Raw genomic sequence first — 21,978 nt, forward strand, 5'->3', positions numbered from 1 at the left:
GCTAGCAACTAATTATAGGTATTAACAAGTGTGATCGGAATCACAATATTTGCTTTTTATAACTCATACGCCAGGGTTATCCATTTGCTGATATAATGGCTGGCTTGCGTATCAGTGCTGGATATTAACTCATCCGTATTGAGAGATTTTCATTAAAATCATTTGGTTAGTAATATGAAACATACTGTTGAAGTGATGATCCCGGAAGCCGAGATCAAAGCGCGTATCGCCGAACTGGGTCGTCAAATCACCGAACATTACAAGGACAGCGGCAGCGAAATGGTGCTGGTCGGTCTGTTGCGCGGCTCTTTCATGTTCATGGCAGACCTGTGCCGTGAGGTGCATGTGCCCCATGAGGTCGATTTTATGACCGCCTCCAGCTACGGCAGCGGCATGTCCACCACCCGTGATGTGAAAATCCTGAAAGATCTGGATGAAGATATTCGTGGCAAAGATGTGTTGATCGTTGAGGACATCATCGACTCCGGCAACACGCTGTCAAAAGTGCGCGAGATCCTGAGCCTGCGTGAGCCAAAATCGCTGGCGATTTGCACCCTGCTGGATAAGCCTGACCGCCGTGAAGTGCAGGTGCCGGTGGAGTTCGTCGGTTTCTCTATCCCGGACGAGTTCGTCGTCGGTTACGGCATTGACTACGCACAGCGTTATCGTCATCTGCCGTATGTTGGGAAAGTGGTATTGCTGGACGAGTAATTGCGGTTTGTTGCCCGGTGGCGCTGCGCTTACCGGGCCTAAGAATGGGCACATGTAGGCCGGGTAAGGCGCAGCCGCCACCCGGCTTTGTTTATTTATGGTTTACGTGCTTAAGCTGAAGGTTGGCAATTCCCGAACGGTAACGCTGCTCCAGCGTTTCGCGGTTGGTGGCGGTCACTTCCAGGTTGCGCAGCAGACCATCGTGAATACCGTACGCCCAGCCGTGGATCGAGACCTTCTGCCCGCGCTTCCACGCCGATTGCATGATCGTTGAGTGGCCCAGGTTATACACCTGCTCCATCACGTTGAGTTCGCACAGGGTATCCATGCGGCGCTCCTGCGGCATTTCGCCAAGCAGTGAGCTATGTTTGAACCAGATATCGCGGATGTGGAGCAGCCAGTTATCAATGAGCCCCAGCTCCGTGTTTTCAACCGCCGCCTGCACGCCGCCGCAGCCGTAGTGGCCGCAGATGATGATGTGCTCGACTTGCAGAACGTCAACGGCATACTGAACAACAGAAAGACAGTTGAGATCGGTGTGAATCACCAGGTTGGCAACGTTGCGGTGAACAAACAGTTCGCCGGGCTCGAGGCCGGTCAGGCGCTCCGCCGGTACGCGGCTGTCGGAGCATCCAATCCAGAGAAAGCGTGGGTTTTGCGCCTGCGCGAGTTTTCCAAAAAATCCGGGGTCTTCCTCCACCAGCATTTTTGACCATAGTGCATTGTTGCTGATGAGTGTATCTATGTTGTTCATGGAGGTTAGCGACCTGTAACCGAGTAATTGCGTTGCGCTACTATAGGGTAACCCGACTTTTAATGAAACCACACAACGTGTGTCAGAACTGAAGGTAAGTTAATTTCATGGCAATTGCACTGGAGCTTGAGCAGCTTAAAAAAACCTATCCGGGCGGCGTTCAGGCGCTGCGCGGAATAGATCTTAAAGTAGAGGCCGGTGATTTTTACGCGCTTCTGGGGCCGAACGGGGCGGGGAAATCGACTACCATCGGCATCATTAGCTCGCTGGTGAACAAAACCTCCGGCCGCGTCAGCGTGTTCGGATACGACCTGCAAAAAGATGTGGTCAACGCCAAGCGCCAGCTGGGTCTGGTACCGCAGGAATTCAACTTCAACCCGTTTGAGACGGTGCAGCAGATCGTCGTTAACCAGGCGGGTTATTACGGCGTTGAGCGTAAAGAGGCCCTGGAGCGGAGCGAAAAATACCTCAAGCAGCTCGATCTGTGGGAAAAGCGTAACGAACGCGCCCGGATGTTATCCGGCGGGATGAAGCGCCGCCTGATGATTGCCCGTGCGCTGATGCACGAGCCAAAGCTGCTGATCCTCGATGAGCCGACGGCGGGCGTAGACATTGAGCTGCGCCGCTCCATGTGGGGCTTCCTGAAAGACCTCAATGACAAAGGCACCACCATCATTCTGACTACCCACTACCTGGAAGAGGCGGAAATGCTGTGCCGCAACATCGGCATCATTCAGCACGGCGAGCTGGTGGAAAACACCTCGATGAAGAACCTGCTCTCCAAGCTGAAATCAGAAACCTTTATTCTCGATCTGGCGGCAAAGAGCCCGCTACCGAAGCTTGAAGGGTACCAGTATCGTCTGGTGGATACCTCGACGCTGGAAGTGGAAGTGCTGCGCGAGCAGGGGATTAACAGCGTGTTCTCCCAGCTGAGCGCGCAGGGTATTCAGGTTTTAAGTATGCGTAACAAAGCGAACCGACTGGAAGAGCTGTTTGTCTCTCTGGTGCAGGATAAACAAGGAGACAAGGCATGACGCATCTTTACTGGGTCGCGCTGAAAAGTATCTGGGCGAAAGAGATTAACCGTTTTATGCGCATCTGGGTGCAAACCCTGGTGCCGCCAGTCATCACGATGACGCTCTATTTCATCATCTTCGGTAACCTGATTGGTTCCCGGATTGGTGAGATGCACGGCTTTACCTATATGCAGTTTATCGTGCCTGGCCTGATCATGATGGCGGTGATCACCAACGCCTATGCCAACGTGGCGTCGTCCTTTTTCAGCGCCAAGTTCCAGCGCAATATCGAGGAACTACTGGTGGCACCGGTGCCAACGCATGTGATCATTGCCGGTTACGTCGGTGGCGGCGTGGCGCGCGGTCTGTGTGTTGGGATCCTGGTGACGGCCATCTCGCTGTTCTTCGTGCCGTTCCAGGTGCACTCCTGGCTTTTCGTGGCCCTGACCCTGCTCCTGACGGCGATCCTCTTCTCGCTGGCCGGTCTGCTGAACGCCGTGTTTGCCAAAACGTTTGACGACATCAGCCTGATCCCGACCTTCGTGCTGACGCCGCTGACCTATCTCGGCGGGGTGTTCTACTCCCTGACGCTGCTGCCGCCGTTCTGGCAGGCGCTGTCGCACCTGAACCCGATCGTCTACATGATCAGCGGTTTCCGCTTTGGCTTCCTCGGCATCACCGATGTGCCGCTGTTTACCACGGTGGCGGTGCTGGTGGTGTTCATCATCGTCTTCTACCTGCTGTGCTGGTATCTGATCCAGCGTGGACGCGGTCTGCGCAGCTAGCCCTCAGCCCGGCGACATTCTGTCTGCCGGGCACTTTCTTTGACAGTTATCACCGAAAGCTAACCTTCACTCCGCTAAACTACTTGCCTGCTAAGGAGAGAGTTATGCTGGGATGGGTTATCACCTGCCACGATGAACGGGCGCAGGACATGCTGCTGAAGCTGGAAGCCAGGTTTGGTCCGCTGCCACAGTGTCGCGCGGTTAACTACTGGCGCGGCTTGAGTACCAACATGCTTGGCCGGATGATGTGCGATGCCCTTCATGAAACCGACACCGGAGACGGCGTGATTTTCCTTACCGATAAATCCGGCGCGGCGCCGTACCGTGCTGCGGCCCTGATGAGCCATAAGCACGACTGCTGCGAGGTGATCTCCGGTATTAGCTTTCCACTGCTTGAAATGATGTATCCCCATCGCGAGACCTTAACCAGCGCAGCGTTCCGTAACGCTATCGTTTCGCTGGGTACCCCGGGCGTCAGCAGCTTGTGGCATCAACAGCAAAAAAATCCTCCCTTTGTCCTGCTGCATGACCTGTATAAGAATTAAACATTGGTATTGATGTCGCTTTTGCTACAATGGCGTAAGTATTTCCGCTTCGAATAAGACCCTCATGTTCACGCGTATTGTTTTCCTGCTATTGATGTTCGTGTCCGGCACTGTTTCTGCCAGTTTATTAAGTCAGCAAAGACTGCCTGCTCAATATATGCAAACCACCGAAGATGCGGCGATTTGGGCGCAGATCGGCAACAGCGTCATTAACGTTGGCAACGTGCGGGCAGGGCAGATCCTCGCGGTGGTGCCTGCGGCGGCGGACTACTATGAATTTCGCTTCGGATTTGGCACGGGCTTTATCGACAAGGGGCATCTGGAGCCGGTTCAGGGCAAACAGCGCGTCGAGGATGGCCTGGGGGATTTGAATAAACCGCTGAGCAATCAAAACCTGATAACGTGGAAAGACACGCCCGTTTATAACGCCCCGAACAACGGCAGCGCACCCTTCGGCACCTTAAGCGCCAATCTTCGCTATCCGATCCTGAACAAACTTAAAGACCGTTTAAACCAGACCTGGTTTCAGATCCGCATCGGTAATCGTCTGGCGTGGATCAGCAGCCTGGATGCGCAGGAAGATAACGGCCTTCCTGTTCTGACCTACCATCATATTTTGCGCGATGAAGAAAACACGCGCTTTCGACATACGTCCACAACGACCAGCGTACGTGCGTTTAATAACCAGATGGCATGGCTTCGCGATCAGGGCTATACCACCCTGACGATGTACCAGCTGGAAGGGTACGTGCGTAACAAAATGAACCTGCCTGCGAAATCGGTGGTGATAACCTTTGACGATGGCCTGAAATCTGTCAGCCGCTATGCTTATCCTGTGCTGAAAGAGTACGGCTTCAAGGCTACCGCGTTTATTATCTCTTCCCGCATAAAAGGCCATCCGCAGAAGTGGGATCCTAAATCCCTGCAGTTTATGAGCGTGCAGGAGATTAAGGGGATTCAGGATGTGTTCGATATTCAGTCTCATACCCACTTCCTGCACCGCGTGGATGCCAATAAGCATCCGATTTTACTGAGCCGCAGCTATCACGTGATTTTGTTTGATTTTGAACGCTCGCGTCGCGCGCTGGCGCAGTTTAACCCGCGCGTGCTGTATGTCTCTTACCCCTTCGGCGGCTACGACAATAAAGCGATAAAGGCGGCGAATGATGCCGGTTTCCATCTGGCGGTGACGACGGTGAAAGGAAAGGTGAAGCCGGGGGATAATCCGTTCTTACTGAAACGCCTGTACATCTTAAGAACGGATTCGCTGGAGACGATGTCGCGGCTGATCAGCAATCAGCCGCAGGGGTAGTTTACTCGTAGGTTATCTGGAAGGTAACAGAGGTACCGAAAGTCCCGACGGTCACAGGTTCGCTGCCGATTTTAACCAGTTGAGCCCAAAGGGTTCTGTCTACAAAATTCACCGGGTCCACTCCAATCACTTCGCCCACAGCAAGGATTCGCGCATAGCTATCAGCTGGAACAGGATAGTTATCACCCTGATTATCCAGAATCCTGACGCCGACGCCTCCTGCCGCGGTTACTCCACTATTACCTTCAACGGCGTTAGTAAAATACTTTTTATCTGAGGTGGTATGAGTGGATGATAATGTATATTCAACCTTCACTGTATTTATACATGTCCCCGTAATCTGAAACCCGACTTTAGTGGTATTACCGTTTTCGACTTCTGCAGGATACCAGTCCCCCAGATTCACCGTTGTCGGGGCGCGTAATGCGCACGTTGGACGGTTTAAGGGAATACTGAATGACATCTGGGACATATTCACCAGCGGACGTGGATGGTCATCTTTTGTTGTCCCATTAGGGTTACCAATAATAATTTGACCGATAGGGCCACTGCTCGCGGTCAGGAAATTCTCATCTGTGGGTACACCTGTGAACCCATTTGTCTGCCAAATTTCCATACGAACGTGCCAGTTTTTCTCATCAAGAAGCCCATAGTCATACCCGATGATACCTGTCCGATAAAATTCGTTCGCGTTTGGGGGGAACCATGCCGTTACGCCATTACCATCCGGGAAAAACGCCAGCGTGTAGTAAATCCCTGGGATGTTTGTACGAAAAGCGGCTTTGCCATCAATGCTCGCCTCCTCCATTGCATTATCGGTTAACTGATAAACATCTCCGCCGTCATCGCCGCCTGCGCAGTGCGATCTTAACGTCGGTGTTGTCTCCATAATGATCGTGGAGCTGATCTGCGTTGGGGCGGTTACCGTGCCCACGGGCAGGGGGGTAATCACCGGTTGTGTACCCGGGGACATAATTAACACATCGTCTGCTCCGGCGTAAAATTTGCACTCGTACGCATGCGTTGCGCCAGAAATCCCGAGCGCCATAAACTCTAATAGAGTCAGTAGTTTCTTCATCATAAATCCCTTTATTCGTAGCTCACATTCACCAGAACGCTGCTCATCACCGTGCCGCTGGTGACGGTTCCTACGTTCTGATAGCGTGCGTAAAATCCATAATCCTTTATATAGCTCTCACTGCTTCCAGCAACGTCGTAAATAACGTTAGACGTACCGTCACTTTTCAAAACGTTCGTTTTGTATTTTTCAGAGAAAATAACGATACCCACATTTTCAGCTGCGCCGGCTGTCGCATCGTTTTTAAACACCTGGTTTTGGTTACTCCAGAAACCATTCTGCGGTGAAAAACTAAATTTCAGTTGGTTAATATCTGCACCCTCTCCACCGCCCGCATAGCAGTTATCTACGTGAATGGTGAAGGGCGTGCCTGCTTCATCATCGGTCGGCGTTAAACGGTCGCTCTTATCTCTGTTATAAAACCAGTCTCGGGCAACGGTGGGCAAATAGATTTCCCCGCCGTTTTCGACGCTGAGCTGGCATGTATTGTTAACAATGTTTGCCGTCAGGTTTACATCCATACCTGAACCTGCCTGACTTACGCCAGGCAGAGTGCTACCAGCCAGACCGATAAGCAACATCAGACCGGGCTGGTGTAAAGTAAACGGTGATTGTTGCATAGTGGTCCCTGGAATTATTGATAGGCGATGGTGAACGTGACCGGTGCACTAACGGCACCTGTGCCAACATCAGCAATGGTTTGACCCTGGCCTACTACGATGCGGGAAGTCATTGGAAATTCACCGATGCCATTAGAAATGGTGACTTCCTGTGCTGCTGGAGGGGTGTTGCAGCTCATGAGTAGCCCAGTATCGACAACGCCTGACCAGATTTCAAAGCCTGTTGCTAAGCCACCTGAGTAGGAGTCACCGTTCTTACCTGTGCCACTGCACTCCCCACCAGCGCCTTTTGCGGCTGCTACTGTTGCCTTCGTTACACCAGAACAGTTGGTGAAGGCAATCTTGAGCGGCTTAACGCGGGTTTTGTTCACCAGATCGGATTTATATACTTCGCCAAAAGCAATTTCAGTGGCTGCAGTACCGGCATCGTTAAGCACTTTTGCAGTACATGTGCCTGATACAACTTTGGTTTTAATCGTCATTTCGACGCTGTTGGTACCTGTAATTGCTGCACTTGCCATTCCAGAGAACAGAAGGGTAGAAACGGACAGGGCGATAAAAGTGGATTTAAATTTCATAATGTTGCTCCGGTTTCCTGCACCAATTACTCGTAGCTAAATTCAAATGTCGCCACAGCCTGAAAATCGCCAATGGTCATTTTGTTTGTTTGGGTTTCACGTAGTGTGGCAACTAAAGGTACTTCCTTGTTTTGGATTTCTGTTGCAGTCCAGACCAGGCGCTCTGTATCAACGGTAGAGTTAATAGTGAATGGAGCCAGCGGTGTATCTGCTCTGGCAATTTCGACCGCAGAATAATCTGCACCACCGTTTGCTTTAGTGATCTGGTTGACTAGCCCCGTGGTCAAATAACCCGATGGTGACCCTTTTACCGTGGTTTTCAGCGAGGTCAGGGATGCCGGACATTCAACGATCACGATTTTGAAATTGGCATTCGCAGTACCGGCCTTCACATCGTCAATACGCACCTGGCTATTGCTACCAATAGTCAGCGTTTGTTGCGTATCGGAGCCCGTACCGCCAACCAGTTTCATATCGCAAGTGGTTTCGCGAATATTGGCGGTGAAGTTCACATCCAGATTGGTGCCGTTGGCAAGCGCTGAACCTGATAACGCAAGCATCGTCATGGCAACGACCGACAGCTTAAGATTTTTTTTCATACTCACTCTCATCTATTTTCCTGAATAATTACATTTGGCACTGTTGGTTATTAAGTACCGTTGTAAGTCCTACTTTTTGAGCGTTTTGTAAAACCTGATAACGGACGTCACATTTACTGTCCTTATCATTTCCCCAGACCACGTGCAGTACGCCTTGATCCTCTACGCCACGGACATAAGCTTGACCCGCCTGACCGACGGTGCCGACAGATTCATTTTTCTCATTTAATACATCTGCACCCAGAGGAATAAACCCTTTATCGGTTCGCTGGAGCTCTAATATCAGTGAACGACCTTCGTTCGTTTCAAAATTAACCAGCACCACAGAACCGCTACGAGGAACAGTAATTTCACTGGTGTTTGTTATTTCAACGTCGTTTTCCAGGGTGCTGATATCCAGATAAACACGGTTTTCACGATAAGCCGACATATAAGGTAAAATGCCGTAACCAGAATCACCAATTTCACTACTGCCGAAGCCAATACCTGCTCCTTTCGCACCGCTGGCTTTTACCAGCGCCAGTGCATCGCTGTCACCAATACTTCCCGGTGCGAATGCAATGCCCCCGGAATGTAATACCATGCCCCCGCTATAGGATGCGGAATATTGCTTGCTGTTGTCATCGCCGAATGAAGCCGATAATCCAAGAGGACCGTATGCGCTATTTAATGAACCATAGCCACTTATTTGATTCAGATTACCGTAATTACCGCTGTTAGAGGCGGCGCTGACGGAATAGCTGATCTTATTATCTTGCGTGTTGCCACCCGCAGAAGTGTTAACGCTCGTGCCACCTTTAAGATCGGAACGCAACCCCATATTAACGTTAGAGAAACCACCTGAACGCGAACCGTCATGTGAAAACACGTTTAGTGGAATACTCAAACTCAAATAAACGCTGTCATCTTTTTTCCCATACTGGTCATAGGTTCGTTGTAATGACAGACTGTAACTGCCATAGGTGAAGCTATTGTTATATCCAATGTTGTAGTTGGACGTTGACCCGGTGGCATTCCAGTAATCCTGCCATGTACCGCTGACGTACAGAGAACCAAAGCTATTTTCACCCGAATTCAAGGGCTGATTAAGACTGATTTGCACCTGATTTTTGGTTCGCTGATAGTCGGCGTATAGCGCGTCGTTTGAGGCATAGCTGCGGTTAGAATATTTCTGTCGCGTGATACTGTCCTGGAGCTGTGCCGCATCGTTAAGACTGAGGTAATCCTCTGTTGAGAAACGATAGGCCGCCACGTTGAAGGACGTATCTGTCGCCTCAATCATTTTGCTGAAGGTAAGGCGATAACTTTGACCGCTAAGCGTATTAAGGCCTTCAATATTCGCATGGGACTGGGTGGCATCAAGTGCGAACGCACCAATTGAGGTGTTCATCGCGAGGCCCAGAATACCCGCATAAAAATCCATGTCGCTGTATTGCGCGCCAATATAACCCGTGAAGGTATTATTCAGGCCATAGTAAAGCGTGCCATAACCGACTTTTGGTGCGTCAATCAGGGAATCGTCGTTTAATTCACCAAGACCCACGTCCCAGCGCGTCGCGCCCGGGCGAAGCATTTGGGTAACGGATGAAAAAGGCACGGTAAAGGAGCGTTTGCTGCCATCTGCTTCTTCGATGGTGACCAGTAAATCATTGCCATAGCCCGTTGTGCTTAGGTCATTAATTTCAAATGCCCCTGGTGGCACCGAGGTTTCATAGATCTTATTGCCGCTCTGCGTGACGCTGACTTTCGCGTTACTGTTTGCTGTCCCGCGGATCACCGGCGCATAGCCAGTAGAGCCCATCGGCAGCATGCGGTCATCGCTGTACATTCGGGTACCGCGTAGGCTTATTGAGTCAAACGCGTCACCGCGAGTATAGGAGTCACCTACGACGAATTGCGCATTGAGTGGCGTAATATCCCGCTGTAAATAGATATCCTGGCTGGAATACTTGGTACCGTTATCTTTGTCCCAGTTAAGATTACCGCGAGAACGTAACCGCCACGGGCCCATATTGATCCCGTAACGTAAACCCATATAGGCGCTTTCTGATGTACTGCCATTGCTCTCGCTATGCCATGCGTTCATATCATAAGAGAGCAGGGCGGCAGGAATACCGTTTTCCCAAAGAGACGGATCGACATAACCTGCCGGGCGTTTCAGGACATAGACCTGCGGGAAATTAAGATCCAGCGCCTGTTTACCGCTGTCATAACTTACCGTTGCGCCGGGAAAGGCCTTTTTAATATCTATGCATGACGCATCATCTTCCTGTACTTTATCCAGCGTCTTGGTATCTATACCTGATTGTGCCAACAGCAGTTTCGTCAGGCATGGCGCCGCGCGCGGTGTTCCGTTATCTTTAAACGTTACATCCACGGTAGATTTTAATTTACCGTTAAGGTTAATCTTTGTGCGATAAGTACCCGGTAATACCGGGTTGCCATGTGCAAAACGGTTAATATCAATATTTGAGCTGCCATTTAAAAGAAACTGATCGTTAAATTCAATCGCTTCTTCATCATCAGGCTGCGTATCTGCTGATGCGATATTTTCTGCACAAGCATAAAAGGGTAATGCTGCGCTTATAGCAAGGCATAAAAGAGAACGTTTAAATAACATGGCAGACCCGCTTGATCAGTGCAGAGAGCGATCTCTCTGCAGAGCTAATGCTATCAATTTTTATAGGAATTAGAGTTTTCTATTTATTTAAGTCCGGTTTCGTAATGGTCTGTTCCACCATAGTCATTAATGGCGTCATACTCTACGCTGCCATTTTCCACGGAAGCTAAACCTTTTATCGTCATCACAGCATCGCTGAAAGGTGCCACTGCCTGATGAATGACCTCATACGTTTTTGGCCCGGTTTTAAAGGTCACCGTTGAAACAGAGATGTTATATGGTGAGCTATTGTGTGCAACGAGTTTAATTGCATTTCCATCTTTCTTCTGCGTCCAGGTTAAACCTTTAGCAGCATCACCTGGAGTGCCTTTTAATCCGTCTGGACGGAAGAAGAATTTAATACGCGTTCTGAATGCCAGCTGAAGCTGGTTAAGGTTTTCTTTATCCACATTTTTGGATTTTGGCGGAATTTCCAGAACGTTGAACCAGAACAGGGATTCACGATCCTGAGGTAACGGTGTACCCGTGTAGGTAATTCGCACGGACTGCCCTTTTTTCGGATCAATACGTGATACTGGCGGGGTAATGATAAATGGGAGCTTAAGCTCTTGCGGGTTTACACCATCGCGACCATCGTCAAGCCAGGTCTGAACCAGAAGGGGTTTAGTGCCATGGTTATCGAGATTTACCACGACATCTTTGGAAGACTGCGTGTATACAATACGCGTGCCGGATATAACGATATCCGCCTTGGCATTTGATGCGCACAAAAAAGCGGTTGCGAGTAATGTGGCCTTCAGACCTTTACCGAATACTAAACGAGACATTTTCCACTTCCTTTTGGAATTACAGAAACAATCCCTCATTATTAATGAGGGATTGTTAAATTATTTTTAATTTACGAATCTCTTATTCGTAAATCATAGTGAAGGCAACCTGTGCCTGCACGGTACCCGCAGATACTGGGTTAGACGCGGCATCCCAACCCTGACCTTGGGTGTAAGCTACACGGTAGTACAGGTTACCTGCGCCAGTAGTAGTATCGATTGTTGCTTTCTGGGTATTGTTAGTCTGGTCAATCTTAATTTGATCGGTAGCGGAGTTACCGTCGTTTGACAGAACCAGGTTGACGTTCTTAGCTGCGCCCTGAGCGTTGCTTGGTGGAACCAGCAGGCCGCCTTCGGTAGAAGAAGAGCCAGCCCATGAAGAGAACTGTGCAGACGCTTTCTTCGCAGTAGCAGTATCACAACCCGTCAGGGACAGGGTGAATTTCTTTTCACCCAGGGTGCTGGTGGTACCCAGTGCGTTAGCGAAATCGCGCACAAATACGGTGTCCAGGTTCACGTCAAAATCGTTACCGTTCTGATCTATCTTCTGGTCAAGAGAAACCTGGCAAGTGTTGTTAGAAACCATACCGTGGAAGGTAATGGTACCCGTATCATTAGCTGCCATTGCGGAACCCGCGCTCAGAACCATTGCTACAGCTGCTGCCATGCCATATTTTTTGAAAGACATTTGATTATCCATATCTATAAGTTTTCGATATCAACAGGGCAAATTATATTTATCTATAATAAACCTTGTCATTTGAAATAATGTTATTTCGGTGCGGAGTTTAAATGCTTGCTGGAGGGAAATAAATAGGGGTGGTTTTATGAAGTTTATAAGATGTTTGTAGATATACTAATAATATTACGTGTGTGAATGTTATTTATGGATGTATATCGTTATGAATATAATTATGGCGGGAATATTTTAATAGGATAGATGGGGGGATTCACTCACCGAAAAAGCATTTCGATGAGTGAATTAGCTTTACGCCACCTGAACCGGAATCGCCTTTGCGGTGCGCTTCATGTCATTGTCGCCTTCGAAGTAGGCGACTTTAGGCTGCCAGCGACGTGCTTCTTCGTCAGACATCATCACGAAACTGGCGATGATCACGATATCACCCACGTCCGCGCAGTGCGCCGCAGCGCCGTTAACGGAGATGATTTTAGAACCGCGCTCGGCGGCAATCGCGTAGGTAGAGAAGCGTTTACCGTTGTTCACGTTCCAGATATCAATCGCTTCGTTTTCGAGGATACCTGCTGCATCAAGGAAATCCTGGTCAATGGCGCAGGAGCCTTCATAGTGCAGGTCGGCCTGCGTGACTTTCACACGGTGAAGCTTACCTTGCAGCATTTTGCGAATCATTACGTTTACCTATAATTATCAGGGGTTAAAGGAACTACGCCAGCTCAACCACTTTATTGTCGATCAGACGCGCCTGACCTAGCCAGGCCGCCACCAGGATGACTGCGCGCTTGCTGTTCTGGGTTAATTCCAGCAGCGTATCAGCATCACGAATTTGTACGTCGTCAGCACGAAGGCCTTTATCGTTAAGCGCCTGCTCGGCAAGGGCGATAATCTCTTCTGCTGTTAACTCTTTTGCCAGCATCTGCTCCGCCATGGTGTTCATGACCTTGCTTAAGCCCGGCGCGATTTTACGTTGTTCGGCCGTCAGGTAGCCATTTCGCGAGCTGAGTGCCAGGCCGTCTTTTGCGCGTACGATCGGTACGCCGACAATCTCGATATCGTAACCCATATCCGCAACCATCTTGCGGATCAGCGCCAGCTGCTGGAAGTCTTTCTCGCCAAAGCAGGCAACGTCCGGCTGTACCAGGTTGAACAGCTTGCTGACGATGGTGGAAACGCCGCGGAAATGGCCCGGGCGGCTGGCGCCTTCGAGCATGGTGGAAATGCCCGGGACGTCAACGTAGGTTGCCTCTTCGGTACCCTGCGGGTAAACATCCGCCGGTGCAGGTGAGAAGACGATATCCGCGTGGCGTTTTTTGAGCTTCTCGCAATCTTCCTGCAGGGTACGCGGGTAGCGCGCCAGATCGTCTGCGCGGTCAAACTGCATGGGGTTCACGAAGATACTGACCACCACGATATCTGCCCGCGCACGGGCTTCGTCGACGAGCTTCATGTGGCCGTCATGCAGATTGCCCATGGTCGGGACCAGTGCGATACGTTTACCTTCCTGACGCGCGCGGCGGATATGCTGGCGAAGCAGCGGCAGGGTTTCAATGATTAGCACAACGAGACTCCTTAATGGAAACTGTGTTCTTCACCCGGGTAAACACCGGATTCAACGTCGGCAATATACTGCCTGACCGCAGCGCGCATGTCGCCCGCTTCGGCGAGGAAATTTTTGGCAAATTTCGGGATGTGTCCGCCGGTGATACCGAAGGCGTCGTGCATCACCAGAATCTGACCGTCGGTGACGTTGCCTGCACCAATACCAATCACCGGAATGGACAGCGCGTCGGTGATGCGTTTCGCCAGCTCAACCGGCACGCACTCCAGCACCAGCAGCTGGGCACCTGCGGCTTCCAGCGCCAGGGCATCATCCAGCAGCGTCTGGGCGGCATCGCCACGGCCCTGCACCTTATAGCCGCCAAAGATATTGACGGACTGCGGCGTCAGGCCTAAATGCCCGCACACCGGCACGGCGCGCTCGGTGAGCCTCTTCACCGTATCCACAAGCCAGGCGCCGCCTTCAATTTTGACCATATTGGCACCGGCACGCATCACTGCCGCCGCGTTTTCGAATGCCTGTTCCGGCGTGGCATAGGCCATAAACGGCAGATCGGAAAGCAGCAGGCACGCTGGGGCGCCACGGCGCACGGCGCGGGTATGGTAAGCGATATCCTCAACCGTTACCGGCAGGGTGGAATCATGTCCTTGTACCGTCATCCCTAACGAGTCTCCGACCAGCATGACGTTGATCCCCTCTTCGGCAAACAGTTTGGCGAAGCTGTAGTCATACGCGGTGATGGTGGCGAAGCGTTTTTTTTCCTGTTTGCATTTCTGCAGTAAGGAGATGGTGGTTGGTTTCATACTGTTTCCTGATAGCCCAAAAGCGAATCTTTGCGCATTCTAACAGTAACATTCGAGGGAACAATGATTTTAGGTAAACGATTAACCATAAATATTTTATGGTTAATCGCTAAAAAAACAGCCTTACCAGCGGGCGGGTTTCTCCGCACCGAGACTGTTGAGAACGGCCTTTAGCGAGAGCCCGTCAGGAAAGGTAAGGGAAGGGGCAACTTCATACAGCGGCCAGAGCATAAACCCGCGATTTTTCATGTCGTAATGCGGTACGGTGAGGCGTTCAGTGTTAATCACCTCATGGCCGAACAGCATAATATCGAGATCAAGCGTGCGCGGCCCCCAGCGTTCGGCTTTGCGTACGCGGCCCTGCTGAAGCTCAATACGCTGGGTATTGTCCAGCAGCGCTTCGGGACCCAGCTCAGTCTCAAGAACCACGGCGGCGTTGAGGTAGTCTGGCTGATCCTGCGGCCCCAGCGGCGGGGTGCGATAGAACGAGGAGACCGCCACGATGCGGCTTTGCGGGATCTCACCCAGCGCCTCTACGGCAGCATTCACCTGCTCCAGCGGTGAGGCTAAATTGCTGCCGATGGCGATATACGCGAGGGTCATGCTGTCCCTTCACGACGCGGCGCGCGTTTGCGCGGACGACGATGACGGCGACGCGGTTCCGGCTCTTCATCCAGCCCGGTCAGCATATCTTTCTGCTCTGGCGGGGCGGAGACCTGGAATTCAGCCCACCACTGCGCCAGACGCTGCAGCTCCTGGTTGCGTTCAATTTCAGCGCGCAGCGACAGGAGATCGAAGGCGGCACGGAACTTAGGATGTTCCATTAGCTTCCAGGCGCGTTTGCCCTGACGACGGGACATGCGCAGCTGAAGCTGCCAGATGTCGCGCACCAGAGTGGTAATACGTTTCGGAATGGCGAGCGTGCGGCAGCCTTCGTCCAGCACGTCGTTGGCGGCCAGCGCGAACGCATCGTAATAGGCGAGCCCGCTCTCCTGGGTAATGCGCTGGGCCGTTTCCAGCAGCGGATACCAGAACATCGCGGCAAACAGGAACGCCGGGTTCACGCGCATGTCGTTGCGAATGCGGGTATCGGTATTCTTCAGCACCTGCGCAATCATCCGCTCCATTGGGCTGTCACCGTTTTCGGTGAAGTAGCGGGTAATGGTCGGGAACAGCGGCTGGAACAGGTTGTATTCGCGCAGAAGATTATAGGTTTCAAAACCGTGGCCGGCCTGCAGCAGCTTCAGCGCTTCTTCGAACAGGCGAGCAGGCGGCACGTCGTTAATCAGCGTCGCCAGACGCGGGATCGGCTCGGCCGTTTCCGGGCTGATGCGCATATTGAGCTTGGCGGCGAAACGCACGGCGCGCAGCATACGCACGGGATCTTCACGGTAGCGCGTTTCCGGCGTGCCGATCAGGCGGATCAGACCTTCTTTCAGGTCCTGCATGCCGCCGACGTAATCGCGCACGGTGAAATCCGCCACGCTGTAATAGAGGCTGTTGATGGTGAAGTCGCGACGCTGGGCATCTTCTTCGATAGAGCCGAAGATGTTGTCGCGCAGCAGCATACCGTTCTGGCCGCGCTGCGACGTGGTGCGATCGGATGCGCCCGCTTCGTGGTGGCCGCGGAAGGTCGCCACTTCGATAATTTCCGGCCCAAACATCACGTGAGCCAGACGGAAGCGGCGGCCAACGAGACGACAGTTGCGGAATAATTTGCGCACCTGCTCAGGCGTGGCGCTGGTCGTCACGTCGAAATCTTTCGGTTTTTTGCCCAGCAGTAAATCACGCACCCCACCGCCGACGAGATAGGCCTCGTAGCCCGCTTTATTCAGACGATAGAGTACCTTGAGGGCATTTTCACTGATATCTTTGCGGGAAATAGAGTGCTGCTCACGCGGAATAACCGACATGTGTGGCTGTGCAATAGCATCATTCGCCATGCTCTCTTCGCGGCTTAGCACTTTACGGCAAAAATTAGCGACTCGGGTAAAAATGGTACACCTCGTAGTGTGTTTTGTTATGAAAAAAGCGGCTAATCATAGCTCAGCGCAACGCATTTGAGAATGCTGGATTTTTGGCACAGCCCTGAGCGTCCAGTTGGCGATGGCCATTTTCAGCAGTTCGTCAATACGCAGATCCTGCCATTCGTTGGTTACATTCTGGTTGAGAAAATGCAGCGCGTCGATCAAAACAGGGCGCGGATCGCCGTCTGGCAGGGCCGGGGCGTGGTTCTGCTTTGATAATTTTAAGCCCTGCGCATTAACCGCCAGCGGCAGATGAATATAGTCCGGTGCCGTCCAGCCAAACTGGTGATACAGCGAGATTTGCCGTACGGTGGGCTCGACCAGATCCGCCCCGCGCACAATTTCCGTCACGCCCTGGAAATGATCGTCCACCACCACGGCCAGGTTGTAGGCGAACAGGCCATCGCGACGGTGAATAATAAAATCCTCACGCGCCAGACGTTCATCGGCATGAATCTCACCGGAGAGTAAATCGTTAAAGCGCGTCACCGGCGAGCGCTGCAGTATTCGCACGGCGGCATTTTCAGGAGCGTTGTTCAACGTGCGGCAGTGGCCATCATAGACGCCGCCTGCGCTCTGAATACGCGCGCGGGTGCAGGTGCAGTTATAGGAAAGCCCCTGAGCGCGAAGCCAGACCAGACGTTCCCGATACGCCTCGTGACGTGTTGACTGCCAGAGAACCTCGTCATCCCAGTGAAGACCGTAATGTTCCAGCTGACGCAGAATCGTCTCTGCTGCACCGGGAACTTCACGCGGAGGGTCAATATCTTCAATGCGGACGAGCCATTTTCCCTGACGGGCGCGAGCCTGCAGGTAGCTGCCGAGCGCGGCAATTAATGAGCCGAAGTGTAATTCACCGGAAGGAGATGGCGCGAAGCGCCCAATATAGTGTGATTCAGACATATCAACAGTAACAAGGCGGGAGAGACTCCCGCCTTTGGAGTGTGTAAACAGCGCTGGTGTTAACCGGCCATCTGTTTTTCGCGGATTTCGGCCAGCGTTTTGCAGTCGATGCACAGATCGGCGGTTGGACGCGCTTCCAGGCGACGAATGCCAATTTCAACACCGCAGGATTCGCAGTAGCCAAAATCTTCGTCTTCGACTTTTTTCAGCGTTTTCTCGATCTTTTTGATCAGTTTGCGTTCGCGGTCACGGTTACGCAGTTCGAGGCTGAACTCTTCTTCCTGAGCGGCACGGTCTACCGGATCCGGGAAGTTAGCAGCTTCATCCTGCATATGAGTAACGGTGCGATCGACTTCATCCCTGAGTTGATTACGCCATGCTTCAAGAATACGCTTGAAGTGCGACAGCTGGGCTTCGTTCATATACTCTTCGCCCGGTTTCTCTTGATACGGCTCCACCCCAGCGATGGCGAGAATACTCAGGGACGATGTTTTACGGTTTTGCCCTTCTTGCATGTTGCTTCTCCTTAACACGCACTATCGATCCCCGTGTTGGGGGAAAAATCAGGTCGCTATAAATAGCAGATGCTTTTCCGTATGGCAATTATCTAAACGTAACACTTGACAAGCCTGTGAGGAAAAGCGTATTTGCGCACGCGGCCAGAACACTTAATAGTCAATCGTCTAATCCCTTATAAGACAATGGGAAGAGAGGATCTCAGAGTCATATTATCGGCAGAAAGTTCCGCTTTATAAGCGAAAACCTCTACCCCCTGCTTTTGTGCCTCATTCAACAATTGCGCGTATTTAGGATCAATATGGCGGGCAGGGGAGAAACGTTCAATGGCTGAATGCAATACCGCAAACAGCAATACGGCGCGTTTGCCCGCCGCCGCAACACTCATTAGCTCTCGCAGATGCTTCTGGCCACGTAGCGTTACCGCATCCGGGAAGTAGCCATTTTCCTGTTCCGCTAACGTCACTGATTTTACTTCAATATAGCACTCCGGCCTGTCTTCCGCCTGTAACATGAAGTCAATTCTGCTGCCTTCATCGCCATATTTCACTTCGCTTTTATGCGTGCCATAACCAACCAGTTCGGGAATAACGCCATGGGTCAGCGCTTCCTTAACTAACTGATTGGCGCGCAGGGTATTAACGCAAATAAATGCCCCGTTTTGGGTTTCGGTCATTTCCCAGGTATGAGCATATTTGCGTTTAGTATTTTCTGATGTGGAATACCAGACCCTGTCACCCGGCGTCGCACAGCCCGTCATGGCACCGGTATTGGGGCAGTGCAGGGTGAGCTGTTCGCCTTCTGGCGTGATCACATCGGCGAGGAAGCGTTTGTAGCGTTGGACAAGCGTAGCGTGCTGCAGGGGAGGACTAAACTTCATCAGAATTCCTTTCGGTGTCGCCCAGCGTCCAGCGCTGTAGCGGCGTATAGCGGGTGCGTCCCTGAATAAAGACGGATTCATAAAGCGCGAATGTGTTGACCTGAAAGGCCCAGTGAAAACCCGGCGGCGGGATGGCAACGGCCTGACCGGCATCGCGCAGCAGGGTGATGTGCGGATGAAACGGCTGTGGGCTTTGATAACAGCCGCTGCGCGCCGCCTGCGCGCGCAGCATGTTCGCCAGCTGTAATAATCCGCGCGGAGGCTGTCGCGTACCCAGCCAGACCACGCGCGAACGCAGCCACTGGCCCGCGTCGTCGAGGTGCAGCGTAAATTCCGGCTGGGCAATACGCCCTGCCAGGGCGGCTAGCGCCCGCTGTTTTTCGGCACTGACGTCGCCCAAAAAGGCCAGCGTCAGGTGCAGGTTGGCCGCCGCGACAGGGCGACCGGCCTCCGGCGGGAAGTGGTCAGCGCGCCAGCGAACAATTTGACGCTGTAAGGGGGTGGGCAATTCAATGGCAAAAAACAGCCGTTTCGACTCAGGCATACGGAGGACTCGGTAATGATATGCGCCGATGCTACAATGTACGCCGACGAATGTTAACCCTCTGGAGCTGTTAGTGTCCTCATTGCCGGTCGCCGTTGTTCTTCCTGACCTTCTCGCTGCCTTACGCCATTCCCCGCAGGTTTTGCTGAATGCCCCGACGGGGGCGGGTAAGTCCACCTGGCTGCCGCTGCAGATTCTGAAAGAGGGGAACATCAGCGGGAAAATTATCCTGCTGGAGCCGCGCAGGCTGGCCGCACGCAACGTGGCGCAGCGCCTCGCGGAACTGCTGAAAGAAAAACCGGGCGAAACGGTAGGGTACAGGATGCGCGCCGAGACCTGCGTGGGTCCGACAACGCGCCTTGAGGTGGTCACCGAGGGCATTCTCACCCGCATGCTGCAAAACGATCCGGAGCTGACCGGCGTCGGGCTGGTGATCCTGGATGAATTTCACGAGCGCAGCCTGCAGGCGGATCTGGCCCTCGCGCTGTTGCTGGACGTTCAGCAGGGACTGCGTGACGATCTCCGGCTGCTGATAATGTCGGCCACGCTGGACAATGCGCGGCTACGGCAGGCGCTACCCGATGCGCCTGTCATCAGCTCTGAAGGGCGGGCGTTTCCAGTTGAACGCCGCTATCAACCGCTTCCCTCCCATCAGCGTTTTGACGAAGCGGTCGCCATTGCCACCGCAGAACTGCTGCGTCAGGAACCCGGCTCGCTGCTGCTGTTTTTGCCGGGCGTCGGGGAGATCCAGCGCGTGCAGGAGCAGCTTTCCTCTCGCGTAGGCGGTGATGTACTGCTCTGCCCGCTCTACGGCGCGCTGTCGCTGCAGGAGCAGCGTAAAGCTATCCTTCCTGCCCCGGTTGGACAGCGCAAGGTGGTACTGGCAACCAATATTGCTGAAACCAGTTTGACCATCGAAGGTATTCGCCTGGTGGTCGATAGCGCGCAGGAGAGGGTGGCAAGCTTTGACCCGCGCACCGGGCTGACTAAACTCCTGACGCAGCGCATCAGCCAGGCATCAATGGTGCAGCGCGCGGGCCGCGCGGGGCGACTTGAGCCGGGTATCTGCCTGCATCTGACCAGCGCAGAGCAGGCTGAACGCGCGGCGCAGCAAAGCACACCGGAAATTTTACAAAGCGATTTGTCTGGCCTGGTGATGGATCTGCTGCAGTGGGGCTGCCCGGATCCTGGACAGCTTACCTGGCTTGATTCCCCGCCAGCCGTGAACCTCACCGCTGCGCGCAACCTGTTGACCCAGCTTGGTGCGCTGGAAGGCGAACGTCTGACGGTACGCGGCCAGAAAATGGCGGCACTGGGCAACGATCCGCGTCTGGCCGCGATGCTGATGGCCGCGCAGGGGGAAGATGAGATTGCCACGGCGGCCAAACTGGCGGCTATCCTTGAGGAGCCGCCGCGCGGAGGCAGTAGCGATCTGGGGCAGGCGTTTTCGCGCAATCAGGGGAACTGGCAGCAGCGGGCGCAGCAGCTCTGTAAGCGGCTTAACAGCCGCGGCGGCGTGCCAGACAGTGAGAGCCTCTCCCGGCTGTTAGCGCAGGCGTTTCCGGACCGGATTGCGCGTCGGCGCGGGCTGGACGGTCGCTACCAGCTGGCAAACGGTATGGGGGCGATGCTGGACAGCGATGATGCCCTGACGCGTCATGAGTGGCTGATTGCGCCGCTCCTGTTGCAGGGGAGCAACTCTCCGGATGCGCGTATCCTGCAGGCGATTGCCGTCGATATTGACGCCCTGACCCGTACCTGTCCGCATCTGCTCCAGCAATCGGACATCGTCGAGTGGGATGACGCCCAGGGCACGCTGAAGGCGTTTCGTCGTAGCCAGATTGGCAAACTGACGCTTGGAACGAAGCCGCTGGCGAAGCCGTCGGAAGACGAGCTCCATCAGGCTATGCTGAACGGCATTCGGGAAAAAGGGCTCAGCGTGCTGAACTGGACGCCGGAGGCTGAGCAGTACCGCATTCGCCTGCACTGCGCCGCTCGCTGGTTGCCGGAGTACGCCTGGCCAGCGGTGGATGACGAAACGTTACTCGCGTCGCTGGAGGCCTGGCTACTGCCGCAGATGAGCGGCGTACACTCCCTGCGGGCGCTGAAAGCGCTTGATGTTAAGGTCGCGTTACAGAATTTACTGGACTGGTCATTGCGTCAACGTCTGGATAGTGAACTGCCAGGGCATTACACTGTGCCGACCGGAAGCCGGATTGCCATCCGTTATCATGAGGATAATCCGCCGGCGCTGGCGGTTCGAATGCAGGAGATGTTTGGTGAGGCAACCACGCCGTCTATCGCTGAAGGGCGCGTGCCGTTGGTGCTTGAACTGCTGTCGCCTGCGCATCGACCCTTGCAGATCACTCGCGATTTGGGGGCGTTCTGGGCGGGGAGCTACCGTGACGTGCAAAAAGAGATGAAAGGGCGGTACCCCAAACACGTCTGGCCGGACGATCCGGCGAATACGGCGCCGACGAAGCGGACGAAGAAGTATTCCTGATAGGGATGTGCGGCCTGATGCCCTCACCCCGGCCCTCTCCCACAGGGAGAGGGAGAACTAATTTTGAGAGATTTCTTCTTTCACAGACCGGTGGAAGAAAAG

General features: G+C 53.1%; 23 protein-coding genes. 6 read left to right on the forward strand and 17 right to left on the reverse strand.

Annotated features, from left to right (window positions below; genetic code table 11):
- Positions 1-174: 174 nt before the first annotated feature.
- Positions 175-711, forward strand: a complete 537-nt coding sequence (gene hpt / locus FHC52_RS02590) for a hypoxanthine phosphoribosyltransferase (RefSeq protein WP_008501948.1) — start codon at positions 175-177, stop codon at positions 709-711.
- Between the two features lie 91 nt (positions 712-802).
- Here hpt and can read toward each other — a convergent pair whose 3' ends face one another.
- A complete protein-coding gene (can, locus tag FHC52_RS02595) occupies positions 803-1,465 on the reverse strand; it encodes a carbonate dehydratase (RefSeq protein ID WP_008501947.1) in 663 nt (220 codons plus the stop codon).
- A gap of 107 nt (positions 1,466-1,572) precedes the next feature.
- Here can and FHC52_RS02600 point away from each other — a divergent pair, with 107 nt between their 5' ends.
- The 4 genes from FHC52_RS02600 to FHC52_RS02615 all read left to right on the forward strand — a co-directional run bounded on the left by FHC52_RS02600 (position 1,573) and on the right by FHC52_RS02615 (position 5,123).
- Positions 1,573-2,499 (forward strand): ABC transporter ATP-binding protein, encoded by a 927-nt coding sequence (locus tag FHC52_RS02600; protein WP_008501946.1) that lies wholly within the window; start codon positions 1,573-1,575, stop codon positions 2,497-2,499.
- Entirely contained in the window at positions 2,496-3,266 is a 771-nt protein-coding gene (locus FHC52_RS02605) for an ABC transporter permease (RefSeq protein ID WP_008501945.1), read from the forward strand. Before FHC52_RS02600 ends, FHC52_RS02605 begins: the two co-directional genes overlap by 4 nt.
- A gap of 104 nt (positions 3,267-3,370) precedes the next feature.
- Complete coding sequence (locus FHC52_RS02610; protein WP_008501944.1) at positions 3,371-3,811, forward strand: PTS sugar transporter subunit IIA; 441 nt, start codon at positions 3,371-3,373, stop codon at positions 3,809-3,811.
- Positions 3,812-3,875: 64 nt separating this feature from the next.
- On the forward strand, positions 3,876-5,123 hold the full coding sequence (locus FHC52_RS02615) for a polysaccharide deacetylase family protein (protein WP_008501943.1): 1,248 nt from the start codon (positions 3,876-3,878) through the stop codon (positions 5,121-5,123).
- Position 5,124: 1 nt separating this feature from the next.
- Here the strand turns inward: FHC52_RS02615 and FHC52_RS02620 are convergent, their stop codons facing one another.
- The 16 genes from FHC52_RS02620 to thpR all read right to left on the reverse strand — a co-directional run bounded on the left by FHC52_RS02620 (position 5,125) and on the right by thpR (position 19,373).
- Complete coding sequence (locus FHC52_RS02620; protein ID WP_248214320.1) at positions 5,125-6,204, reverse strand: fimbrial protein StkG; 1,080 nt, start codon at positions 6,202-6,204, stop codon at positions 5,125-5,127.
- Positions 6,205-6,212: 8 nt separating this feature from the next.
- Positions 6,213-6,821: a fimbrial-like protein gene (locus tag FHC52_RS02625; protein WP_032654694.1), complete on the reverse strand. Its 609-nt coding sequence runs from the start codon at positions 6,819-6,821 to the stop codon at positions 6,213-6,215.
- A 14-nt stretch (positions 6,822-6,835) separates the two neighbouring features.
- Positions 6,836-7,399 (reverse strand): fimbrial protein, encoded by a 564-nt coding sequence (locus FHC52_RS02630; protein WP_220419895.1) that lies wholly within the window; start codon positions 7,397-7,399, stop codon positions 6,836-6,838.
- 26 nt (positions 7,400-7,425) lie between these two features.
- Entirely contained in the window at positions 7,426-7,998 is a 573-nt protein-coding gene (locus FHC52_RS02635) for a fimbrial protein (RefSeq protein WP_032654701.1), read from the reverse strand.
- 28 nt (positions 7,999-8,026) lie between these two features.
- A complete protein-coding gene (locus FHC52_RS02640; RefSeq protein WP_063616192.1) occupies positions 8,027-10,618 on the reverse strand; it encodes an outer membrane usher protein in 2,592 nt (863 codons plus the stop codon).
- 83 nt (positions 10,619-10,701) lie between these two features.
- Positions 10,702-11,445: a fimbrial chaperone gene (locus FHC52_RS02645; RefSeq protein WP_032654704.1), complete on the reverse strand. Its 744-nt coding sequence runs from the start codon at positions 11,443-11,445 to the stop codon at positions 10,702-10,704.
- Positions 11,446-11,527: 82 nt separating this feature from the next.
- Positions 11,528-12,133 carry a fimbrial protein gene (locus FHC52_RS02650; RefSeq protein ID WP_032654709.1) on the reverse strand — a complete coding sequence of 202 codons (606 nt, stop codon included), beginning with the start codon at positions 12,131-12,133 and terminating at the stop codon, positions 11,528-11,530.
- 300 nt (positions 12,134-12,433) lie between these two features.
- The gene (gene panD, locus FHC52_RS02655; protein ID WP_006810068.1) at positions 12,434-12,814 is read right to left on the reverse strand and encodes an aspartate 1-decarboxylase; all 381 of its coding nucleotides are present in this window, start codon (positions 12,812-12,814) and stop codon (positions 12,434-12,436) included.
- Positions 12,815-12,848: 34 nt separating this feature from the next.
- The gene (panC, locus tag FHC52_RS02660) at positions 12,849-13,700 is read right to left on the reverse strand and encodes a pantoate--beta-alanine ligase (RefSeq protein ID WP_008501942.1); all 852 of its coding nucleotides are present in this window, start codon (positions 13,698-13,700) and stop codon (positions 12,849-12,851) included.
- Between the two features lie 11 nt (positions 13,701-13,711).
- Positions 13,712-14,503, reverse strand: a complete 792-nt coding sequence (panB, locus tag FHC52_RS02665; protein ID WP_023293249.1) for a 3-methyl-2-oxobutanoate hydroxymethyltransferase — start codon at positions 14,501-14,503, stop codon at positions 13,712-13,714.
- 123 nt (positions 14,504-14,626) lie between these two features.
- Positions 14,627-15,106, reverse strand: a complete 480-nt coding sequence (gene folK / locus FHC52_RS02670) for a 2-amino-4-hydroxy-6-hydroxymethyldihydropteridine diphosphokinase (protein ID WP_021240500.1) — start codon at positions 15,104-15,106, stop codon at positions 14,627-14,629.
- Positions 15,103-16,500: a polynucleotide adenylyltransferase PcnB gene (gene pcnB / locus FHC52_RS02675; protein WP_072203850.1), complete on the reverse strand. Its 1,398-nt coding sequence runs from the start codon at positions 16,498-16,500 to the stop codon at positions 15,103-15,105. The genes folK and pcnB overlap by 4 nt, the downstream gene beginning before the upstream one ends.
- Before the next feature lie 42 nt (positions 16,501-16,542).
- A complete protein-coding gene (gene gluQRS / locus FHC52_RS02680) occupies positions 16,543-17,433 on the reverse strand; it encodes a tRNA glutamyl-Q(34) synthetase GluQRS (RefSeq protein WP_220419896.1) in 891 nt (296 codons plus the stop codon).
- 59 nt (positions 17,434-17,492) lie between these two features.
- Positions 17,493-17,948 carry an RNA polymerase-binding protein DksA gene (gene dksA, locus FHC52_RS02685; RefSeq protein ID WP_001155232.1) on the reverse strand — a complete coding sequence of 152 codons (456 nt, stop codon included), beginning with the start codon at positions 17,946-17,948 and terminating at the stop codon, positions 17,493-17,495.
- Positions 17,949-18,124: 176 nt separating this feature from the next.
- Positions 18,125-18,829: a DNA/RNA nuclease SfsA gene (sfsA, locus tag FHC52_RS02690; RefSeq protein ID WP_021240498.1), complete on the reverse strand. Its 705-nt coding sequence runs from the start codon at positions 18,827-18,829 to the stop codon at positions 18,125-18,127.
- Positions 18,819-19,373: an RNA 2',3'-cyclic phosphodiesterase gene (gene thpR / locus FHC52_RS02695; protein WP_032654719.1), complete on the reverse strand. Its 555-nt coding sequence runs from the start codon at positions 19,371-19,373 to the stop codon at positions 18,819-18,821. Before thpR ends, sfsA begins: the two co-directional genes overlap by 11 nt.
- 73 nt (positions 19,374-19,446) lie before the next feature.
- Here thpR and hrpB point away from each other — a divergent pair, with 73 nt between their 5' ends.
- Complete coding sequence (gene hrpB / locus FHC52_RS02700) at positions 19,447-21,876, forward strand: ATP-dependent helicase HrpB (RefSeq protein ID WP_032654722.1); 2,430 nt, start codon at positions 19,447-19,449, stop codon at positions 21,874-21,876.
- Positions 21,877-21,978 lie beyond the last annotated feature (102 nt).

Origin of the sequence: Enterobacter sp. EC_64, assembly GCF_019584165.1 — a bacterium.
Lineage (GTDB): Bacteria > Pseudomonadota > Gammaproteobacteria > Enterobacterales > Enterobacteriaceae > Enterobacter > Enterobacter roggenkampii.